15 protein-coding genes and 3 pseudogenes are annotated in these 21,228 nt (G+C 52.8%); 10 read left to right on the top strand and 8 right to left on the bottom strand.

What is annotated here, in order from left to right:
• Positions 1-46: 46 nt before the first annotated feature.
• The 4 genes from F0169_RS09810 to F0169_RS09795 all read left to right on the top strand — a co-directional run bounded on the left by F0169_RS09810 (position 47) and on the right by F0169_RS09795 (position 5,301).
• The gene (locus tag F0169_RS09810) at positions 47-1,414 is read left to right on the top strand and encodes a dihydroorotase (protein ID WP_152746377.1); all 1,368 of its coding nucleotides are present in this window, start codon (positions 47-49) and stop codon (positions 1,412-1,414) included.
• A 5-nt stretch (positions 1,415-1,419) separates the two neighbouring features.
• Positions 1,420-2,679, top strand: a complete 1,260-nt coding sequence (locus F0169_RS09805; protein ID WP_152746376.1) for a Zn-dependent hydrolase — start codon at positions 1,420-1,422, stop codon at positions 2,677-2,679.
• Between the two features lie 90 nt (positions 2,680-2,769).
• A complete protein-coding gene (locus tag F0169_RS09800) occupies positions 2,770-3,693 on the top strand; it encodes a LysR family transcriptional regulator (protein ID WP_152746375.1) in 924 nt (307 codons plus the stop codon).
• A 297-nt stretch (positions 3,694-3,990) separates the two neighbouring features.
• Positions 3,991-5,301, top strand: coding sequence for a M20 family metallopeptidase (locus F0169_RS09795; RefSeq protein ID WP_425274288.1), 1,311 nt, complete (start codon positions 3,991-3,993; stop codon positions 5,299-5,301).
• A gap of 66 nt (positions 5,302-5,367) precedes the next feature.
• Here F0169_RS09795 and F0169_RS28040 read toward each other — a convergent pair whose 3' ends face one another.
• Positions 5,368-5,661 carry a LysR substrate-binding domain-containing protein gene (locus tag F0169_RS28040; RefSeq protein ID WP_277753010.1) on the bottom strand — a complete coding sequence of 98 codons (294 nt, stop codon included), beginning with the start codon at positions 5,659-5,661 and terminating at the stop codon, positions 5,368-5,370.
• Positions 5,553-6,236, bottom strand: coding sequence for a LysR family transcriptional regulator (locus tag F0169_RS09790; RefSeq protein WP_341869095.1), 684 nt, complete (start codon positions 6,234-6,236; stop codon positions 5,553-5,555). The genes F0169_RS28040 and F0169_RS09790 overlap by 109 nt, the downstream gene beginning before the upstream one ends.
• 224 nt (positions 6,237-6,460) lie before the next feature.
• On the opposite strand from F0169_RS09790, the pseudogene F0169_RS09785 reads away from it, so the two are divergent.
• Positions 6,461-6,583, top strand: a pseudogene (locus F0169_RS09785) (short-chain dehydrogenase); the annotation flags it as partial.
• A 65-nt stretch (positions 6,584-6,648) separates the two neighbouring features.
• Positions 6,649-7,845 carry a site-specific integrase gene (locus tag F0169_RS09780; protein WP_241679090.1) on the top strand — a complete coding sequence of 399 codons (1,197 nt, stop codon included), beginning with the start codon at positions 6,649-6,651 and terminating at the stop codon, positions 7,843-7,845.
• Between the two features lie 182 nt (positions 7,846-8,027).
• On the opposite strand, the gene F0169_RS09775 is transcribed toward F0169_RS09780, so the two are convergent.
• Genes F0169_RS09775 through F0169_RS27830 form a run of 3 tightly spaced genes read right to left on the bottom strand, consistent with a single transcriptional unit; the run spans position 8,028 to position 11,717 of the window.
• Entirely contained in the window at positions 8,028-9,062 is a 1,035-nt protein-coding gene (locus F0169_RS09775; protein WP_172979392.1) for a TniQ family protein, read from the bottom strand.
• Entirely contained in the window at positions 9,062-9,928 is an 867-nt protein-coding gene (locus F0169_RS09770; protein WP_172979391.1) for a TniB family NTP-binding protein, read from the bottom strand. The genes F0169_RS09775 and F0169_RS09770 overlap by 1 nt, the downstream gene beginning before the upstream one ends.
• Positions 9,918-11,717, bottom strand: coding sequence for a Mu transposase C-terminal domain-containing protein (locus tag F0169_RS27830; protein WP_152746372.1), 1,800 nt, complete (start codon positions 11,715-11,717; stop codon positions 9,918-9,920). Before F0169_RS27830 ends, F0169_RS09770 begins: the two co-directional genes overlap by 11 nt.
• Positions 11,718-12,480: 763 nt before the next feature.
• Here F0169_RS27830 and F0169_RS28375 point away from each other — a divergent pair.
• Entirely contained in the window at positions 12,481-12,786 is a 306-nt protein-coding gene (locus F0169_RS28375) for a helix-turn-helix domain-containing protein (RefSeq protein WP_152746371.1), read from the top strand.
• Positions 12,787-12,882: 96 nt separating this feature from the next.
• On the opposite strand, the pseudogene F0169_RS09750 reads toward F0169_RS28375, so the two are convergent.
• Positions 12,883-13,032 (bottom strand): annotated as a pseudogene (locus F0169_RS09750) (IS5/IS1182 family transposase); the annotation flags it as partial.
• A gap of 344 nt (positions 13,033-13,376) precedes the next feature.
• Between F0169_RS09750 and F0169_RS09745 the strand changes: the two are divergent.
• From F0169_RS09745 to F0169_RS09735, 3 genes are read left to right on the top strand one after another with little or no spacing between them, the layout of a single operon-like run.
• Entirely contained in the window at positions 13,377-15,356 is a 1,980-nt protein-coding gene (locus F0169_RS09745; protein WP_152746370.1) for an ABC-three component system protein, read from the top strand.
• Positions 15,331-15,924, top strand: a complete 594-nt coding sequence (locus F0169_RS09740) for an ABC-three component system middle component 1 (protein ID WP_021492903.1) — start codon at positions 15,331-15,333, stop codon at positions 15,922-15,924. The genes F0169_RS09745 and F0169_RS09740 overlap by 26 nt, the downstream gene beginning before the upstream one ends.
• Positions 15,921-18,914, top strand: a complete 2,994-nt coding sequence (locus tag F0169_RS09735; RefSeq protein WP_152746369.1) for an AAA family ATPase — start codon at positions 15,921-15,923, stop codon at positions 18,912-18,914. The genes F0169_RS09740 and F0169_RS09735 overlap by 4 nt, the downstream gene beginning before the upstream one ends.
• Before the next feature lie 1,338 nt (positions 18,915-20,252).
• Here the strand turns inward: F0169_RS09735 and F0169_RS09730 are convergent.
• Complete coding sequence (locus F0169_RS09730; protein WP_152746368.1) at positions 20,253-20,864, bottom strand: dTMP kinase; 612 nt, start codon at positions 20,862-20,864, stop codon at positions 20,253-20,255.
• 158 nt (positions 20,865-21,022) lie between these two features.
• A pseudogene (locus tag F0169_RS09725) lies at positions 21,023-21,220 on the bottom strand (LysR substrate-binding domain-containing protein); the annotation flags it as partial.
• Positions 21,221-21,228 lie beyond the last annotated feature (8 nt).

The following is a 21,228-nucleotide window of genomic DNA, read 5'->3' as shown; positions in this document are numbered from 1 at the left end:
AACGATACTCGCCTCATGCTTATTCACCCGATGACGAGGCTGACAAATGAGTGATTTCGATCTGGTGGTACGGGGACGTATCGTCGACAGTGTACAGACCCGCGAAAACGGCTGGCTTGCCATAAGTGAAGGACGTATTGCCGCGCGCGGCACCGGTGAGCCGCCTGCTGCCAAAACCACGCGAGATGAACGCGGACACTGGATCTTACCCGGCGTCATCGACGGTCAGGTCCATTCGGGAAGCCAGGCCAACCAGGAAGGGCTGGGTTGGGCCAGCCGTGCCGCCGCCGCGGGAGGCATCACCGTGATGGTGGACATGCCTTACGACGACCCGGAACCGGTAGCCTGCGCCGAACAACTGCTGCGTAAAGCCCAGGAAGTCGAGGAAACCTGTCACGTCGATGTAGGTCTGTTTGCCACTGTCAATGAAACCCACGGCTTGGCAGCGATTCCGGGACTGATCGAAGCCGGTGCCTGTGCGTTCAAGTTCTCGACCTTTGAAGCGGCGCCGGGCCGATTTCCACGCATCGAGGAGGATCTGCTGGCGGAACTTTTCACCCTGATCAAGCCGTCGGGCCTGGTCTGTGGCGTCCACAACCAGATGCAGGAAATGACGCGTAAAAATATCAGCCGCTTGATCGAAGCCGGTGATACCGGCTGGGATGCATTCCTGCGTGCCCATCCACCGCTGGTGGAGGACCTGGCGACCGCGTTGATTTATGAAATCGGTGCACAAACTGACGCACGCGCCCATCCGGTTCACGTGTCAACCAGTCGAGGATTTGAGTTGTGCGAAATGTATCGCCAGGCCGGACACCACGCGAGCATCGAGACATGCATTCAGTACCTGATGCTCAACCATGAAGAGCACACGCGGCGCTTCGGCGCCAAAACCAAGCATTACCCACCGATCAGGCCCAAAGCCGAGTCCGACAAGCTCTGGGAGCACATCGCCCAGGAGCGATGCACTTTTGTGTCCTCCGATCACGTCAGTTGGGGGCTAGACCGTAAAGGCAATCCCAACGTGTTTCGCAACGCGTCGGGTGGACCGGGACTGGAGACACTACTGCCAGCATTCTGGACCGGCGCCATGGCGCGCGGCCTGTCGCCATCGCTGGTGGTTCGACAGCTGAGTCGCAACCCGGCCAGGCATTTTCTGCTCGATAACCGTAAAGGCGACTTCGTACTCGGCCTGGACGCTGACTTCGTCGTGCTCGCCGACGAGCAGTATCGTTACGACCCCTCTACCAGTCTGAGCGCGGTGAAGTGGAGTTCCTTCGAAGGCATGCCCTTTACAGGCCGGGTCAAGACGACTTACTGCCGTGGCCAGTGCGTGTTCGACCAAGGGCAGATTCTCAACAACGCCGGCTATGGCCAATTCCTGCGCCCGCGCACACTGACTACAGGTACGTAATTGACATGACCAAACCTCAATTGGAACTGAACATCGAACGTCTTTGGAATCGGGTCAATACACTGTCGAGCTTTACGCTGCCGGACATGCCGTGGACCCGGCGCGCTTTCTCCCCTGAGTTTGCGCAGGCCAGGCAGTGGCTGAAGGCTGAATTCGAGTCGGCGGGCCTGAGCGTGACGTTGGACGCCGGTGGCAATCTGATCGGTCAGCTTGACGGCAGTGAGCCTGATTTAAAGCCGCTGATCAGCGGCTCGCACTGTGACACGGTGGTCGGGGGCGGTCGGTTTGACGGCATTATCGGAGTATTGGCGGCGCTGGAAGTCGCCCACGCGTTGAAAGACGCCGGCCAACGCTTGCGCCACCCGTTCCAGGTGATCGATTTTCTCTCCGAGGAGCCGAGTGACTATGGCATTTCCTGCGTCGGCAGTCGCGCATTTGCTGGGCTTCTGACTGCCGAGATGCTCGCATCAAAAAACCGCGCGGGCGAAAGCCTGGCACAGGCGATGACCCGCATCGGAGGCGCCCCAGAACGCCTCGGCCAGGCACTGCGGGAACGCGGCAGCACTGCAGCGTTTGTCGAGCTGCACATTGAACAAGGACCGGTTCTGGAAAGTCGGGGGTTGCCCATTGGATCGGTCACCAACATCGTGGGTATTCGCCGAGTCGGAATCACCGTGCATGGCTTGCCGGATCATGCGGGCACGACGCCCATGGATCTGCGGCGTGACGCCTTGGTCGGCGCGGCGGAGCTGATTCGCGAAGCGCGCAACATGGCCGCCGACATGAGCGGCAACCCACACTATGTGGTGGCGACCGTTGGCCGGTTGGATGTGCGCCCTAATGTGCCCAATGCCGTGCCCGGCAAGGTCGAAATGGTGCTGGAGGTGCGCAGCGACTCCAAACAAGTACTGCTCGACTTTCCCGAACACCTGCTTGAACGCTGCACCACCGTACTGGCCGACCTGAGGTTGACTGTCGACTCGGTACCGTTGACCTATGCCGATCCTACGGATTGCTCGACGGTTGTCATCGAGGCCGTCAGCGAAGTGGCTGAACAGTTAGGCTTGCCACACATGACCATGCCCAGCGGCGCCGGGCATGACGCAGTCTACGTTGGGGCCACCGGCCCCATGGGCATGGTGTTCGTGCCCTGCCTTAACGGGCGCAGCCACTGCCCCGAAGAATGGCTGGAGCCGCAGCAATTATTGGACGGCACTCGCACTCTGGCGCAAACCCTGATTTATTTGGATGGCCAACTTCGCTGATCGAATGACTTGGTGTAAAACACATCAAAAGCTGAGCGCGCGACCAGGACCGGCCCGCGCGCTCTACTCCCCGCACCTGGAGCCTCTACTTTGAACACTGCCTCAGTCCCACCGTTACACGACATCGACTTGAAACACTGGCGGCTGTTCAAGGCCGTTGTCGAGTGCGGGGGGCTATCGGCAGCTGAAGAAGCCACGGGAATGGGAATCTCGGCGATCAGCCGGCAATTGTCTGACCTGGAGAGTCGCCTCGGCAGTCAACTTTGCCATCGAGGTCGCAGCGGTTTCCAACTGACCGAGGAAGGACAAGTTGCCTACACCGCTGTGCTGCGCTTACTCGATTCGATTGATGAATTTCGCGACACCCTGGCCAGTTCGAAAGCCGAGGTTAAAGGCGACCTGAGCCTGTGGCTGATCGATCACTGTGCCTTCACGCCCAGCAACCCTATCGCCACTGCGCTACGGCATTTTCGTCGCGATTATCCGCTGGTCAACCTCAGTATTGGGGTCGCGCCACCGGATGCGGTGGAGCGTGCGGTTGCCGAAAAGAAAGCCAGCGTCGGCGTGACTATTTGCAAGTCCGACCTGCCGTCTCTGAGCTATCAGGTGATCGGCTCCGAAGCCTCAGCGTTGTACTGCGGACGGGACCATGAAGCGTTCGGCAAAAGCGCAGCCGAGGCGCGCCGGATTGTCGAACAGACTGCACACTACGTGCGTCGTGGCTACCTGGTGCAGGACACCGCACCGGCGAGTTTTCTGCAAAACGCAAATACCCTCGCTCATCATGTAGAAGGGACGGTCCAGTTGCTGCTCAGCGGCGGCTTTGTCGGCATCGTGCCCGACCATATCGCCCAACCCTGGGTGGACCGCGGCGCTTTGTTTCGTCTGCCGTTGCAGGAGTTCATCGTGGAACGGCCGGTGTTCGCCATCGTTCGGGAGCCGCAAGGGTCGAGCAGAACAGCCGGGCTGATGCTGGAAGCCATTGTTCGCTCTTTTCGGGAGGCCGCGGCGTGATATTCATCTGCACTCATTGCAATGATTACCGGGGCATTACTCAAGGAAATCACCGGCGTAAGAATTGACTCTTTAAATAAGTGCGCAGAGCAGGGAAAGATATCTGCATTACGCAGACTTCGTACATGCTTTGGTAATGGAATGAATGGCAATATAATCGGAGCGGATCGATCAACGTTAAACAGGTCCGCAGCGGTAGCCAACAGCACCGCTCCCCAATCCTGACCCGTGCCTGTCGACGGTCGTTCGAAGAGTTCAATACCTATCGACACGCGGGTTGTAACAATCGAATGGTCAATGACGATGCCTAACCTGAAAAAATACTTTCCCCTGCTCATCGGGCTCTTGTTCTCGAAAGAAGCCCTGGCGATACCGACGCCCGATGAGCAGAGCATCATCTCGTACGTGGACAGTCACAGCGCGGCACAGATCGCACTGCTTGAAAAACTCGTCAACATCAACAGCGGAACTGACAATGTAGAGGGTGTGGTCAAGGTCGGCAATCTGATCAAGCCAGAACTTGAGGCGCTGGGCTTTGATACCCGATGGCATGAACTGCCTACAGAAATGAAACATGCCGGAAGTCTCGTAGCCGTGCATAACGGAGCACAATCTGCCAAGCGGCTCTTATTGATAGGCCATTTGGATACTGTTTTTCCCAAAACCAGTGCGTTCCAGTCATTCGCTTATGTCAATGACGGAAAAGGAGCCATAGGCCCAGGCGTCATCGACGATAAAGGCGGTATTGTCACCCTGCTATACGCCCTGCAAGCCTTGAAGCAAAACGGATCGCTGGACACCATGAACATCACAGTGGTCCTGATCGGTGACGAAGAGCTCGCGGCAAAGCCGACCCGTGTCTCCAGAGAAGTACTGGTTAGGGAAGCCAAAAAAAGCGACATCGCGTTGGGTTTCGAATTTGCGTTATCGCCCAATCAGTTGATCACCGAGCGCCGGGGATTAAGTGAATGGTTTCTGACCAGCACTGGCAGGGATAAACATTCGGCAACCGTCTTTGAGCCTGAAACAGGTTTTGGTGCGATTTATGAATCGGCCCGCGTTCTGGATCAGATTCGATCCAAACTCTCCAACGAACCAGGATTGACCTTAAACCCCGGGCTTATCCTGGGCGGCTCCACTGCAGTAGAGGATGTAGCCGGTGGACAAGGTATTGCTTCAGGTCGGAAGACAACAGTCGCCAAAGTTGCGTCCGTGCATGGCGATCTCCGGTTCAGCAGTGAAGGTCAGAAGAATGCCGCGCAAACGCGACTGGAAGAGATAGCAAGCCATCCGCTGCCACAGACCAGCAGCGAGTTGAAAGTCAACGACATCATGCCTGTCATGGCTGACCGCGAAAGCAATCGGCAGCTTCTGCAAGCCTATAGCCAAGTCAGCGTGGACCTGGAGGGCCCCGCGCTAGTATCCGCGCCGTCAGCGGAGCGAGGCGGCGCTGATATTTCCTATGTGAACCAGTATGTGAAGGCGAGCCTGGACGGCCTAGGTGCGTGGGGAGAAGCGGCTCACAGTGAAAATGAAAGCATCGACCTGGACTCTCTGCCCGTCGTTACGAAACGGGCGGCTATTTTCATGAGTCGCTATGGTAAGTAGCTGTTTGTTTTGGACGCCAGGGACGGCCGAGGCACACACCATGAGCATTGGTTGGAAAGCGCCCGCTCAATAGGCAAAACCGTGCACCAGCTCGCTCTCTATCCACTCCAGGAAACGCCGCACTCGCGGGAAGCTGGATTGGGCTTTTGGACACACCAGATGGTGGGCAGCCACCGGCGTGCTGAGGGCCTCTGGCGCCACTTCGACCAGACTGCCGGATGCCAGATACTTCGTGGCGAGCAAGGTGCTTTCTAAGGCAAATCCCAACCCATGGCTGGCCGCTTCCAACACATGTACGAGCGATCGAAACTCAACGCGTACGGTTTTTCCGGGCGCGCCAGGCCTTGCTGGGCAAACCATTGCGGCCATTTGAGCAAAGTGGCTTCGGAAAGCACTAGGTCGCAGTCCAACAGATCGGATGCCGCGCGGATTGGACAGTGCGCAAGCAATTTCGGCGAAGCGAGCACAGCCAAGGTTTCGTTTTGAACTGTGCGGACTTCGTAACTTGGCCAGTTCGCGGTGCGGTGGCGTATATCCACGTCAATCTTGTCCCGGCTGAAGTGCAGCGACTCGTAGGAACACGACAGGTTGATCTGGATATCTGGATGAGAAGCACGAAACGCTTCCAGCCTGGGCATCAGCCACAACAGTCCGAAACTTTGTGCCGAGTGCAGGCGCAGACAGTCCAGGCTCAAATCACTGGCCGCACGCTCGGTGGCGACGGCCAAGCTATGAAGCTGCCCCGAGAATTCTTTGAGGTATTGCTCCCCCACAGGCGTAAGCGTTAAGCCCCGGGCTGCACGGACAAAAAGTTGGCGGCCAATCATCGCCTCAAGTTTCGCCAGTTGATGACTCACCGCGGAAGGCGTCAGGTCCAGCACTTCGGCGGCACGCGCGACGTTGCTGAACCGGGCCGTTTGTTCAAACGCCTGAATTGCTTTCAGCGTTGGGAGGATTACAGGTGCATCGACATCGGTACGGATGGCAGGTAGCTCCGCGATAATTCGTCTGATTGTTGAGCTTTTTTGCTCAAGCTGCCAGCCGCGAAGGACCCAGTGCTGAATTTTTTTCAGGCCATTGCTCAGCTAGGATGTGAAGAAGAAGCTGAGTTATCGATTTTTTTGAATCGACCCATAAAAACAATTCGAGGTAATCCTCCATGTTTCTTCAAGGCAAAATCGCGATCATTACCGGCACCGCATCCGCCCGTGGCATTTGCCGCGCCACCGCTATCACGTTCGCGCAGCACGGTGCTCGCGTGGTGATTCTTGATCTGGATGAGTATATTTAGGTCTGATAATAGAATGTTATCCGACGTTATATTTCACAATATGGATTTAAAATACGTTGGACGTATTAAATATTACGAACCAGATTTCGCAGGTCGACGAAGCGCCGTTGGACCTGCACTTTCTGACGCTCAACGCACAGGAAGCAGCTGCAGCTTTCATTGCCGCCGGCACGGCGGATAACACTGTGCGTAGCTATCGCAGCGCCCTCGCCTATTGGTCGGCGTGGTTACAACTGCGCTACGGACACCCGCTAGGCGATGCGCCATTGCCCGCCGCAGTGACGGTCCAGTTTGTGGTTGATCACCTAGCCCGTCCGACGGACAACGGCAAATGGGTCCATTTATTGCCGGCGTCCATTGATGCCGCGCTTATCCGCGCAAAGGTCAAAGCCAAGCCGGGTGTGCTGGCCTACAACACCGTCAGTCATCGACTTTCGGTGCTGGGCAAATGGCATCGACTGAATAGCTGGGATAGCCCCACCGATGCACCGGCGCTCAAGAGCTTGCTACGCGAGGCACGCAAGGCGCAGTCACGTCACGGGCTATCGGTGCGTAAGAAAACCGCCATCGTACTTGAATCTTTACAGGCACTGCTGGCCACCTGCACCGATGGTCTTCGCGGTCAGCGTGACCGCGCCCTCCTCCTACTGGCCTGGAGCGGCGGTGGCCGACGGCGTTCTGAGGTGGTGAACTTACAAATTAGCGATGTACGCCAACTGGATACCGACACTTGGTTGTATGCGCTGGGTGTGACCAAAACCAACACCGGCGGGGTCCGCAGAGAAAAGCCGCTACGCGGTCCCGCAGGCGAGGCACTTACAGCTTGGCTGTTGGCAGCACCAGCGGAGACAGGCCCCTTATTTCGACGTATCTATAAAGGAGACAAAGTTGGGCCGACGGGTCTGTCCGCTGACCAGGTAGCGCGGATTGTACAGCGCAGAGCCAAATTGGCAGGCCTCGAGGGCGATTGGGCGGCGCATAGTCTACGCTCAGGATTCGTGACCGAGGCGGGTCGTCAGGGTGTTCCGTTGGGTGAAGTGATGGCTATGACTGAACACCGCAGTGTGACTACGGTGATGGGCTACTTTCAAGCGGGTGCATTACTCGAAAGTCGAGCGACAACTTTATTTAAGTCGTCAACAGTAAATAAGGAAAAGCTCCACCCGGATCCGGATGTAGGGGTACAAGAAGAAGCCAGTCCTCTCTCGGGGGAGGGTGAAGTGATCAGCTCCGTCAGGAACTCGCAAAGTTAGTCAAGGCTATAAGTGCCGAGTTCCGATCCCCTAGCAACTTAAACTTTATTATCAATAACGAGATTGCGAATAATCGGCCGCACACTCTATGAAAATTAGACTGATAAACGAACGCTAAAATATATACAAATAAAATAATGCTGCATTCTATATAATATTTGTAGTCAAGTGAAATTAAACAGCTATCTGGAGCCAAATTTAAAGTCTTGGCAAAAAATACGCTGACCGACATCCCTTTCAAGTCGAGCAAACAAAATATCAATCTTGCTGCAAGGAATGCGGTTAAAACCTCCCAAATAGCCATGTAGATACTCATAATCAGAAACATCACCACACCCAAAATATATTGTAGGAATAATGGATTTTGAGGACGGAAATGAAATATTTACCACTTCGGCAATATTTGCGATGGTATCTATTTCGCGATCTGTCAATAGGTCCATCAAATACGCTACCATGAAGAGACTTCCATATTTAGCCCTTGCGCCAGAAACCTCTGCCCCATATTTGATTGAATCAGCATAAGATGTAACGCGCTCGAGAAACGGAACCGATCTTGAGCCAAACGTGTAATGTGCCACTCCTGCTCGGGATCTGAACGTACGAGCCATTAGAAATACGTCAAATAATTTCGCAAACAATTCTAATTCACTAAGTGAGCACTCTTTTTTACGTTTGGAAATCCTATGCGACAGGTTAAAACACAACAGAGAGAGTCGTTCGACGTTAATAGTGGGCTTGGGGTGCATGGCATGCACGTTCTGTACAAATGCATCCCATGATTTAGAGATGGTAGGGGCTTGTTCCAAGCTAACAAGTTCTTCTCTGTGATAAACGCAATGCACGGATTCTCTATAACACCAGCTTTTACGCCACCCTGGCAATTGACCCGAAGCAATGTCTGCGCTTAGGCAACTCTTACAAAATAGCGTACGACGCGCCCAGCTAACTAATTTATGGGTATGTGGCGCAAACGTTTTTGTAATTATCTTACTGCTCAAGCCGGTAATTAGAACAGCATTTTTGGCAAAGTCAGAGGAAAAATCGAAGTCAAAATCAATACTATGTGGGACCGGGCCGTCCCATAGCATCTCTACTTTGGGTAGAATATTTACCCGATTGATATCTATGACTTTTCGCTGAAGAGAAATACGGTAGAGCCATGAGCTAAGAGTCTCATCCTTAAAAGGACTAACACACTGACTCAGGTGCTTCATCAAAAGCCCCATGGGTCAGCTGAAGCGCTTACGATGCAGGCTTCATCTATACGCTCAAGTCTGCGCATCAACGCATAACAGCCAGCAGAGCGTATTAAATCTATAACCTTATCCATCCGACCGCCTGTAGAGACCAATATTAACTGTGTCAATTTTTTTTCATAAAGCCTAGATGGCTCTTTCAACGGAAGACACTGCTCCAGCCCTAATAAAAATGACCGGAAGTTTTCGCTTTCCGACCAATCATCCAATAGAACCTCAGTAAACTTCCTTTTGGTTTCGATTTTTGCATTTAGGACTCTTCGTGCCCCAACTGCTCCAAATGCGAACAGTTTCATTCCGTAGGGGTCGCTAAGCAAGGTTTTCAACATCGACCCGTTCATTCTCTGCTCATGCTTGCCAACGAGCAGAAGATCGTGAAACTCATCTATGACAAGCCCCCACTTGGACCTTAGGCTTAGCACTTCCACAAGCTCTCTAGGCAGTGAAACTGATGATTTTCCGCGCAAACCAGCAGATGAAAGAGGGACGCCTAATTCTTTGTATATTTCAGATTTTAAATCCTTTTTCCGCTCAAGTTCGTCAGGGTCGGCGGCCATATTTACAAAGATCAATCCGCTGCTATTCGTGATCCTATTTTTAATTTGCCTGACAATCGCCGTTTTGCCTGTTCCGCCCACGCCACTCACTAATAACGCTGGAGCAGTAATCCGCTTCGGAGCCATCTCGATGTTATTCATAATTTGGAAAATTTTTTCACTCGGAGAATAGTCTATCCATATATCTTGCAGCATTATTACTTTCCTAGCATCAACATCCAAATCTAAATAATGCTTAAGATCCTGTCTAATATGATCAGCTGCCATGACACTTCCCTCCGTTGAATGGTTTAGGTGGTCGCGTGTAATCAACATTTAATACATTTTCAGCGGGTACATTAGGGCTTGGGTGGGCAAGATGGTATTCTTCCTTGTGGGCCTTCGATCGCGCGGCGAGCTTTTTACTCTCGCCTACTATTCCCTCGGCCTCACGATAAGAATCAACTACTGCCAGATCGGTAAACGTCCCGGGGATCTTACGACCACTAAAACATAAGCTTGCGCGATACTCTTCAAATGTAAGGTCAGGCTCGCTCAAATCCGAGAATGGCACTGGGATGTAGCTACTATCAACACGGAGCCATATTTGGCTTAGTGAAAAAGGATCATATTTAAAAACTGCTTTCTTTGCCCCAATATGCGGCTCGATGATTGGATCCCAATAAAATTTTCCTTTGAATTGAATGCCGTATGGATGTACGTCTCGCGTGTCAGTAGGCATAAACTGTAGTCGGAACTGATGCGGATCTGTAACGATCGGAGGATATGGAGTTATACCCGCTGGCTTAAAATAACTATTCCAAGCCTCGGCTGGAGACTCCCCTAGCCCAGAGTGTACCTTGTTGTGGTATTCAAATACCTGCAGGCAAAACCAGCGACTAAACTCTCTGAATGTCATGGTAGGCTCAGCACACTTACTTAAATCCTTCCGCGCCCTTGAATCTGACATTGTTGTGCCGCTTAAAAGATGAACCTTGTTCATCATCGTGCCGATATAGCGCTCCACATGTCCTCCATAATGTTTAGCTCCAAGGGGGCGGTGGTCGTAAGCAATTTGCGCCCGGGTTAACGCCGACAGAAACTTAGCGCTCGTGAATTCACCGGCGTTATCCATATAGACAATCGCTGGCACACCAAAAAAAGGATAAGAGTATTTAGCAAGATCAAGCCTTTCGAGAAATTCATTTTTCATTAGCACTGCGTGAGACATAGCCGAGGCCACAGAGACAGCGCTAGGAGAATGCAGACTTAAATAGTACCCCAGCAACACCCGCGTATTGACATCTATTACTACTGTTAGCCATGGGCGACCTATAATGTGAACACGGTCGTTTGCAAGCAAAATAATATCTACAAGCGTGTGATCCATTTGAACTAGCTCTAAAGGGCGTCCCGTTTTGCGTTTTCCGGGTCTAGCAGCGTGCTTTTGAGTTGCAACTGCCTTCCCTTCACGCAACCGGGTTACCTGTCGTGCGGTGAGCGTGGCCTTTATTCTTCTTACAATAGTCCGCTGACATGGACTGGCGATTCCCTTCTCCATGCATGCGATCTGCACATCATTCCAGACAGTCGACAGGGGAATACTTTCCTCGTTTTGGAATTTAGCGATGGATTTCATAATTTCAACTTGTGCGAGCTCCGACAGCCTACTCACTCCTCGCTTTACTCCTCGAAGCTTCCTTACAAGTCCTATAGGGCCTAGTTCTTTGTCAAAGTTTTTTTGCAGTTTGTACAGATGACTTTTAGCTACGCCCAATTCCAAAGATGCTTCTGTAAAATTCAATTCGCCACTTCTTAACTTTTCCAGTATTTCGAAACGACGGCATGCCTCTTTCATTTCCTGATCAGGCACATCTAACGGCCGAACTGTACTCAAAGGAACGACATTAAGACGATTAGTTGGCTTTAGATACTCTATATCGGACAGCTTTAGAATCACTGTCTTTGACGTCGATACAAGCACAACCTCGACATGCTCACCCCCAAGAGCACGAGTTACAACTGCAGCCTTGCCTGCCGCAATCACCTGAAGACCCTCTACAAGCTCAATGGGCACGGGATCATCCTCCTGTCGAAGATATGACTTGCTTGGCCTTTTTTATCAAAGAGCGATTGGTTTTTGCAATAAATTTTTTTAAGTGTTCATGATCTCTCGACGACCAGCTGAATTGCATAGCGATTGCCTTTCAATTCAGGCTTTAGTTCACCACCTCTATAAATGGTGATTTTTGTGTATGCATTTTGGGTTGGTGATTTCAAATTCAGAACACTCTTTCCAGCCCCGAGCAAGTCACCGCCTCTACTGGTATTACATGAGATTTTTGAATAACTCATTTTGATTTTTCTTAAAGATTTTGCGCGGTTTTATATCGATTGCATCGCATGAAGACAGAAAACGTCCATTTTCAAGACACCGTTTTGGGATTGAGGGCTAGCCATGTCGAATGGTAGGCATAACCTACGAAAACAACAGCTATTGGGCCTTACAGTTCGTCTCGTCGACCTCAATTCATCATGTCACCGGTCATTACCGGCAAGCCATGCGCTTTGCTGAGTCACTATCACGTACTGGCAATGCATCCTGGGAAGACGGCAAGAGAGATTCCATATTGCAATGCGGCAGAGGGAGCCCCATGCAACCGGCTCCATTCGATCAACTCTTCGCTGATGCTGACAGCCTGCCAACCAACCAACCAGCATCCTGGATACCACTCAAAGAGCATTCAAGAGTATCTGAGGCCTATGTGTCAGTATCGATGCAAAACTGACCCACTCTGCCGGTTGAAAACTGACCCACTTGGGCAAAATGCAGCTTTTGCGTGCTGCCCATTCTGTCCAACGAGCACCACGTGGAAATCAGTGTTCTTGTTCATCAGGCTTTGTCTATTCGAGCGATTGCTCGGCAAATGGGCTGCTCACGCAATACCATTCGACGCCACCTCAAATTACAAGCCCAACGTCTACGGCCCGCGCGCGGAGTGCGTGCGCCTTTCGAGGCCTTCCTGCGTCAGCGCGCAGATGCCGCTCGACCGCACTGGATCCCCGCAATTGTTCCGCTCAGGGAGATCCGGGAACAGGGTTGGGAAATTGCACCCTACTTGACCACCCGTTTGCGTTGCATATGACCACCCATTTGCTTTCGACCTGACCAGTCATGTGCACCGTATTTGACCAGCAAGACTTGTGGAGACATGACCGGCAGAGAACGGCCAAAAACGGTTAGGGCTATAGAAATCGGCTAGGTAATGGCGCAGGTCACTCAGATCGAGACACTGATCAATGCTGCTTAGAAGATGATTGGCTGGGATGTTATCTTCAACGTTGAACGAGTAAAACAGTCGCTCCTGCCCACTCGATAACTGTCCCATCATGCTCTGTGATCCCCCGCCGGCCAATGAAGCAATTTTGCCGCAGGTCAAACAGGGGAGCTACTTTTTCAATAGAATCGGTCGTTTTCTGACTCTCAGGACGGGCAGAAAATGGCCGAGGCTGTGTAAAAACGTTTTTTGCGCGATAGGCACTCAAAACTGGTAAGCCTGAACCAGGCAGCTTTCTTACAGCGCTGAGTTGACTGCTCGCAGGCTGGACTCTAAAACCAGCTGCTACTGAATACGGGGAACCTCGGGAACCCTGTTCCTTCGGCCAAGCCCTCACGCTACTATGTGGCCACCTGCCATTGGTGCCTTGGGTACCGAAATGCTTGAAGGGATTCAGAATGATAAGAAGGTTCCGGCTTGAGCAAAAAGGCCGCTACGAAAAGTTGGTAATTGCTCGGCATCTGTCGGACATGCTGGACAAATACTTGGTTGGACGTACTGCACCGTTGCTGATCGGCGCCGAACAGGGCGATATCGGTGAGTGGGATGACGTGGTCATTTACCATGCGGATGAACATTACGAGCACTTCCAGATCAAGCGGCAGACGCCCCCCTTTTGCGATAAGCACATCGATAAAGCCGACTACATCAAATCCTATAGACCCAAGGCAGGTAGCAACGCAGCAGCAAGTTCAACGCCAGTTGTCCCGCCCGATAGCGCCATCGACTCTGAGCTTGATAAGGCCATGAAGAGCTTGTCTGCATGGAGTCTCACACCCCAGTCCAAGCAGCCGCCAGCCCGTGCCTTTTCACTTATCCTGCTTGGCCTGGAAGTCGCCCTCAAGGGCAAGCGGAGTGACTTCATCACCGCCAACCACTTGCATGAGTTTTGTCGACTCTGCAAGCAGGATGGCCTTGACTTGGCCGCCCTCTCCAGCCGCCCCGATACCCCAACGCAAAATGTCTACAAATGGTTGACGACCTGGTGCGGCTTTACCGACTGGAATCATGTTCGACAGACGATGCGGACACTCACGATTCATGCCGTTGGGAGCGAAGAGAACCTTGAAGATCGTGCGTGCGAGTCGTTAGGACGACACTTTAATGATTCGCGGGCAACCCTTGAGATGCTGGTGGGGTACATTTCTACAAGTGCGACGGATGTTAACGCCATCAGCTGTCATGCGATAGCCAACCATCTTAAAGACGCACGCCGGTCAGATGCTGTGACCTGGACGCAATACCTAATTAAGCCGCAGGCTGGGTCGAGTTGGATGGTCGCCGGTACCCACAACCTAAATGGTACGACGAGCCTGCAAGTACTCCATGCTGCCACGGAAGTTGTCGGTCACCACTGGACAGCGGGCGGTAACAACAGAAAGCTGCGGCTGCACGCTACTTATTGCCCTCCCATACCAAATACAGTGGCCCTCCCCTCGGCCATCCTTCGCCTAGCTCTGCACTTGAAAAGCGGGAGCCATTGCCTGCTTTTGGGTGAGCCGCTCTGGCGACAAGGCGCCGGGAACGAGTTGGGTAGGACGCTAGGGATCAGCATCAATGATCTTGATGAGCTTCCTTGGATAGACAATTCAGAAGCACTGTCCTGTGCGTCGGGTCGAGAGCTCTCGACGATCCTAGAGACGCGAGATGAATCTTCAGAGCTTCACAGGGCAATGAATGATCTTGTGTGGGAGCAGCTGCAAGCCCGCATCACGGCCAGGTTGAACTCGGTATCCGACACGCCATTACTGGCAGCATTGGAACCGAAGTGGCGCTCTTGGGCCGCTGAGCTTACAGCTGACGCCGCTGCGCGTGATTCGCTGTTTGAGCAAATGATGTACCCCAAAACAGAAGGTTTGGACGGGAAGCACGCGCTGCGCGTAGGGCCTCGTACTGCAGATCTAATGGAAACCGCCATTTTGATGCTGCTTCTAGTGTGCGTCGCGATCGGTAATGACGATGGCAACTGGCGCGAAATCCCAAGTATCGGGGAAGTTCTCAGCATCGCTTTGAAAAACTGGTCAGGCGTATCCGGCGATCACAGCGGCGCGAGGCCTGTTGCGGATGAGCTAATGGCTGTTTTGGGGCCTTCACCGGCACCGGTAGTCATTCTTGCGGGCGTAGAAGGGTCTCCCACGAGCCTGCTTGATTCCGGCATGGCTGATGATTTTGAAACCAGTCACAGCATGGCAGCTGAGCGACAACCCAAGTTGCTGGTGACACGATTTGGGGTGCTCAAGTACCTGCGCACCGGAACACTCGCCCAGCTACAAGGGCAATTTAAACGTCATTGGGATGCTTGGCGCGACACGCGCGAAGCAGCAATCGAAGCTTATGGGGAAGGCACTAATCATGCTGACACTGCAGGAATTGACTAGCGCAATCATTCAGCGTGTAGAGGGTCGGTATGACTTGTGTCCCCGGGACGTAACGGAACTTATGCTGCCTGAGGTCGAGTACGACTCGCATGTTCTTCGGCTCAAGCGCTCCCACATCGAACGGGCGGGCTGGCGGACGGTTCTGCTCATCGAGCTTCCACTAACGGCCCTGCAGGCAGCCAACCAATGGGCCGCCGATGTCCGGGATGTGCTGCCGGAACCTGAGACTGCAGACCTCTATATGTTTCTGATGATCAGCGGTATCGCCAAGGATGATGCTGCTCGGATTGAGACTGATGACAGATTCTGCCGCAAGGTTGTTGTGCGCGAATCTGAAGCGGCTGGTGATTTTCTTAACCGGACATTCTTGGCGACTTTGGATCCTGCTGGCGATGTCGAGATGCTTAGCGACCCTTTGGTGTCGGCGTTGAATACTCTGTCCAATGAGCGCCCTTGGTCAGTTCCACACATCGCTGCCTGGAGAACGCAGCTTCTGACCAACCAAAACGGAGCGGATGTCGTGCGTGTACTCATCGGTTCGCTGAGTGAAAGTGAGGTTCAGCTGTGAGTAAGTTGAATTCAATCACCCTGTCGAACCTGCGTAAATTCGGGGCTAACGTCACCATCGATCTGAGTCCTGGTGCGACTATTTTGCTCGCACCAAATGGGACGGGGAAAACAACGGTATTTGAGGCGATCGAGTTTGGTCTGACTGGGAAAGTCGCACGACTCCGTGACGACATTGCCCACATCATTCGTGATGATCAGACCGAAGCGGCAGTCAGTTTGAATTTTTCTGAGCTGACCGCGACATCACGTGTGACTTCAGCTGGCAAGGTCAACCAGGACGGGGACTTAAGCAGCGTCTTTCCTAATGTGTCCTCAAGTGACATCCCATTTTTACTGCGCCTAACCCACCTTTTGGATCAAAGGGAGAACGGGTGGATCGTCAATGCGGAAGAAAAGGAAGCCGGATCCCAGCTGGCAAAGCTGCCGATTGGTCGCGACGGTTCTAAAGCTCGCGCCAACCTCGCAGCTGTGCGAAGGTCGCTCACGGAGCAAAAAGCCCGCGCAGAAGAAGTGCTGATTGGGCATGAGGCTGATTTGAACGAGTGGAATCGTCTACTTGACGAGCGTGGCATCGCTGCTGCTGGTGCAGTAGGTGCATTGCGTCCGCGCGATCGAATTGCGGACATTCTCTCTGACGCTGCAAACCAGACGAAAAGCTTGAGTCAGATTCCGCCTGGCTTGTTGACCGGGCCTGTGAGCCAGGAGGAGTTGACGATTGCACACTCCGCACTGTTCGAAATTTTGCAAGGAAAGGTCGAGCGTGCTCGGACGCAAATCTCAAACCTCGCCTTGGTAAATGATCTTGTTGAAAGCTTCGTTGCGGCGCGGGAGCAGCTTGAAAAGCTCAATGCAGACCTCACGGCAGCGAGTGAAACGTTTGGCCACCACACAACTAAAAGGGCTCAAGGCAGTGCCGCATTGCACGAGCATCAGGCCAGTATCCACTCTGCACAGCAAGAGCTCGCCAGTATCGGGCAGCAACTTGAGCGCCTGATCGGAGAAACAAGTGCGAAACAGGAGATCGATCACCGTAATGATGCGTTGACATCAGCGATTGCCGCCCTACGTGAGGCCGAAAAAGATTCTCGTGTACTTCGCGAGCAGCATGAGCACAACCAACGTGTTCGGAACCAGCATGCTCAGATTGACGCCCAGCTTCAGGGCATTAGCCAGACCGAGCGGCGCCTGGACGCGGGTCAACTAATGCTTGCCGACTGGCAGGCCACTGAGCAGCGGATCAGCGAGGTTGTTCAGCAAATCACAGCGCTCGAAGTGATCATCGATAAACAGGGCATCGATCGGGATGCCGAACGGTCCTCGTATGAGACGTGTAAAGCTGCGGAGGCCACTGCCCGATCACATTATGAGATGCTCAGTTCTTCCGCCGACGCAATCCGTCAGGCTGTTGCATCCATAGCGCAACATCTTCCCGCTGACCAAGATCAATGCCCGCTTTGCCTGGAGCCGCATGGTGCAGCCAAACTTCAGTCCCGTGTGGCTCAAGCCCTTGAGGCGATCAATCCTAGTTTGACCTCAGCTGAGCAGCAATTGCGGGCTGCGGTGGAAGCGGTAACGGCCAGTGAGGTCGCGGTTGAGAAAGTGCATCAAGCACTAGACCTCAGTCGAGGGGAATTGGGTGCTTTGGAGTCCAGACGCGTGGAGCTGGGAAGGCAAGTTACGCAGTTTCGTACAGATCCGATTTTGGCTAGTGACTCGCTCCCGTTGGCAAGAGAGGCGCTCAGGCAGCAACTCGATAGCATTGTTCCTGCCAAAAAGCGTTTGGCTGATCAGCGAGCGGCGTTGGACGCTTTCCCTACCCCTGAAGCCTTTGAACAAACCGAGCGAGCATTCAACTCGGCACAGCACATGCTTGACTTGGCCCGAGTTCAACAGAGCGAAGCGGCCACGCGGCTGGATCAAGCAGTCGCCTCACTGGCCGCGCTCACCTCTGGGGAACCGCTGGCTCGTACGCTCGAGCAACTCACTGCAGCAAAAGCTCAGCTGGAACAGAATATCAGCGATCTAAACGGTAAGGTCGGGACTGTGCAATCCGCCCTAGACACCCAACAGCATCTGTTGCTTGAGTCATCAACCGTTGTCCAGGGGACTGAGGAAGAAATCAGAAGGGTTCAAACGCTCCTTCTTCAATTCCGGGCAAGCTGGCAAGAACTGGAGTTGACCGGCGACCCACTTGCAGAAGCTGCGCAAGCCCGTGAAGCGACGCTGCGCGCTACGTTGACCCTCCTAGAAGGTTATGTTTCAGCACTAGAAGGCATTGGGGTGGAAATTTCTGCTTGGGCCAAGTTGAATGAATCACAACTGGCCCAGCGGCTGATTGATGCTCAGCGTCTTGACCGTTCAGAAGAGGCCTTCGAAGCTTTTCTCAATGACAGCATCAATGCGGCGCGATCCAGCTTCTTGCGATTGACCCTGATCTCGGACGCGATGGATTTGCTGGACGGCTCACTCAAGAAAGAAATTGAGAACGTTCAGAAGCATGTCGGCAAGGTGGTACCCCGCTGGCAGGCGCTGCTGAAACGGGTCGTGCGGGAGTCCAGATTCCACGAGGCAAGCTTGAAGTTCTTCAGCTCGTATAACAAAGATCGTGCCGGTGTTTCTGTACCGCTTGGCAATAAAGCGGTACCGGTACCTGATATCGCGAGTGAGGCACAGTTGACAGATCTTCAACTGACCTTCCTGCTCTCGATGGCCATTAGTCATCAGTGGTCTCCTTGGAAAGCACTGTTGTTGGATGACCCGACTCAGCACCACGATCTGGTGCATGCCTCTGCGGTTTTCGATTTGCTGCGTGACTACATCGTTGATCATGGTTTCCAGGTCGTGATCGCTACCCATGATGCTCTGCAGGCGCGTTACTTCCTGCGCAAGCTGCAAAACGACGGGATTGAGGCCAAGATCTGGACGCTCGTGCCGACTGAAAATGGTGTCACTGCGCAAGCAGGGAACTGGAAACAGCGCATTCAATAATGCAGATACCTTTCGGGCGACGATCTAAGTGCAAGCTGAGCGCGAGCCAAGCCCTAACGGAGGTTTGGCTTCGCGCGGCGGTAGGTACGCATCTATAGATTCGCCATCTTGGGGCGGAAAAAAGCTCTTGGGAATGACTGTTTTTGCCGTTTTTAGTCGGTCGTCACCGACAGAAATCGGCCCAGAGTGTGTAAAAACGCTTCGCCAGAATTGAAGTGCCCGCGTCTACGTTAAATCTGAAATTTATCGGCACATCTGCAGATGTGGATTTCGCGTAGAAACGCAATTTCCAGTCTGGTTTTGAGCACCTGACGCGCTCAAAAACGTTTTTACACAGCCTCGGCCGTTAGCGGTACCTTGCAGACGTCCGGTTTCGGCGGGTAGTCTGTCGCAAATGCAAGCTTATGGCCGCGGTGATTTAGCTCTCAGGGTCGTAGCTAGCATTTTCCTCAACATTGAGAAAATTGCCGCTCGGGTTAATGATCGACCTTGAGAGGTTCTTCTATGCCCCCTATATGGATATTTACTCCATATCATTTTGTGCAGCTAGCCAAGACAGGACGAAACTCTTAAAGGTTTTTAAAGAAAGTTATCTTATCAACCCACAACGTATTGATCCGTTTTGTTTTTTTAGGTAATCATGAATTTTGATTACAACTTCCAGCTATCGTCATCCTGTATGTATGGTCTGCCGAGAATTAGGCCGCTGCTGGCCTCCTGACGTTGTGCCAGCATTGGCTGGAATCATGGTTTGAAGATGTCAGCATGCTTGCCTTCAAATGCGCATTCGATCCTGTATGTACGAACATTGGAGGAGCATTCAGATTGAAATTGGCTGCAAAACTTTCAATTACGGTCTTTCGCGGGCCTATATTCATAGTGGTCCAGCCAATCGCGATACTCATAATATTCGATGAGGCTTTTGGGATAAGCCTTTATAGAAGCACGGTGCTTGCCTGAATAAGTAGGCTTGCTCAGAGGCTTTAACTAACCTCCGCGGATAGCTGCCATTTCCGCTGAGCAGGTCATTTTTTTGATGCTGGTTCAGGTCGAAGAAATCATCAGATTCAAATCGCTGAATTCGATGTGCTCAAAAAGCCCTCGGCGGGTGCAACATCAAGTCAGAATGCAGTTCAGCAAGATGGGAAAAAATCAGCAAGTATGTGAACCACATTACATCGAAATGGTGATTTGCTCAGGTCAATCACGACTCAAAAAATGATAAGTCCCCTAACATTCGACTCGGAATCTATTTTTTTTAAAGTCATTTCCTTTTAACCTACTGAAAAATAGTTAATTTTTATATTTATCATTTTTGCTTACCGGTCACACTACGTGTCACCCAGCTACTTTTAGGATCTCAGCCACCACCTGCTTCACTGCGTCTTCGATCGCACCTTCATTACGGCACATCACCCAGCCATGATCCGCGACCGCCTGCTCGAATATCTCTGTACATGCAACATGCTCTGCATACTTCTGGATCACTGTACCGCCCAATCCTCGCGACCGTGCAGTTGCCCTTGCCCACGAAATATCCGGCGCGGTGACAACGCCGACATGCACATCCGGCACTCGCACGTCGCGCTCCCGGTTCAACTGAAGAATCTCTGCAAACGGAACGGTGTGTCGAAACGCAGCATCAGACGGATACCAGCGATCAATCAGGATAATGCTGTCCAACGGCTGCTGAGTCAGTACGTTCCGGGATATCCAACTGCGACTGTCGGCAAAGCGCTCGCACACAGCCCATTCCAGATCTCTTGACGGATTTCTGGCAAGTTCATTAACCAGGGCCATGGTTTCCCTTCTGTAGGGATCGCTTTTTCTCTCGCAAAGTCGGATGACTTTCTTGTTGTCCGCCCTCAGCATTGCCGTTACGGCCTCCAATAGCGTGGTTTTGCCGGTGCCTTTGGGTCCATCCAGAGAAACAAAAAACGGAATATTCATTTGTCACACAATAATCAGGAGAATGATGACCACTCTAACTGCATCTTCAGCTGTCCGCGCACCCACGCACTTTCATAAGTAATTTCCCCTCCCCCTGGCGTTTTGCGTGTTCAGCGATTAAATGCGCGCAGAGCCTTTACTGCCAAGGCGCGCACAAGATGCTGAGTCAGCTCTTCCAGGGTTTGCGGGGTGCCGAAGCGCGCAAGGTAGTCAGGGGATGCGCAGATGGCCCAGCGTTGACGGGTCAATCGCCGCGCTACCAGGCCGCTGGTGTCCTGTAGTTCGCCGAACCGTACCAACAAATCGATACCCTCTTCGAATGGGTCCACCAGGTGATCGGAAAACGTCAGGCTCATTGCCAGGT

Origin of the sequence: Pseudomonas kitaguniensis (assembly GCF_009296165.1) — a bacterium.
GTDB classification, from domain to species: Bacteria; Pseudomonadota; Gammaproteobacteria; order Pseudomonadales; family Pseudomonadaceae; genus Aquipseudomonas; species Aquipseudomonas kitaguniensis.
This window is presented reverse-complemented; position numbering and strand designations above follow the sequence as displayed.

Bases quoted from the DNA above. Each gene is read 5' to 3' on its own strand.
- F0169_RS09795 (WP_425274288.1), top strand. From the start codon at position 3,991: ATGACGATGCCTAACCTGAAAAAATACTTTCCCCTGCTCATCGGGCTC.
- F0169_RS28040 (WP_277753010.1), bottom strand. From the start codon at position 5,661: ATGGTTTGCCCAGCAAGGCCTGGCGCGCCCGGAAAAACCGTACGCGTT.
- F0169_RS09770 (WP_172979391.1), bottom strand. From the start codon at position 9,928: ATGGCAGCTGATCATATTAGACAGGATCTTAAGCATTATTTAGATTTG.
- F0169_RS09805 (WP_152746376.1), top strand. From the start codon at position 1,420: ATGACCAAACCTCAATTGGAACTGAACATCGAACGTCTTTGGAATCGG.
- F0169_RS09810 (WP_152746377.1), top strand. From the start codon at position 47: ATGAGTGATTTCGATCTGGTGGTACGGGGACGTATCGTCGACAGTGTA.
- F0169_RS09740 (WP_021492903.1), top strand. From the start codon at position 15,331: ATGCTGACACTGCAGGAATTGACTAGCGCAATCATTCAGCGTGTAGAG.
- F0169_RS09745 (WP_152746370.1), top strand. From the start codon at position 13,377: ATGATAAGAAGGTTCCGGCTTGAGCAAAAAGGCCGCTACGAAAAGTTG.
- F0169_RS09730 (WP_152746368.1), bottom strand. From the start codon at position 20,864: ATGAATATTCCGTTTTTTGTTTCTCTGGATGGACCCAAAGGCACCGGC.
- F0169_RS09775 (WP_172979392.1), bottom strand. From the start codon at position 9,062: ATGAAGCACCTGAGTCAGTGTGTTAGTCCTTTTAAGGATGAGACTCTT.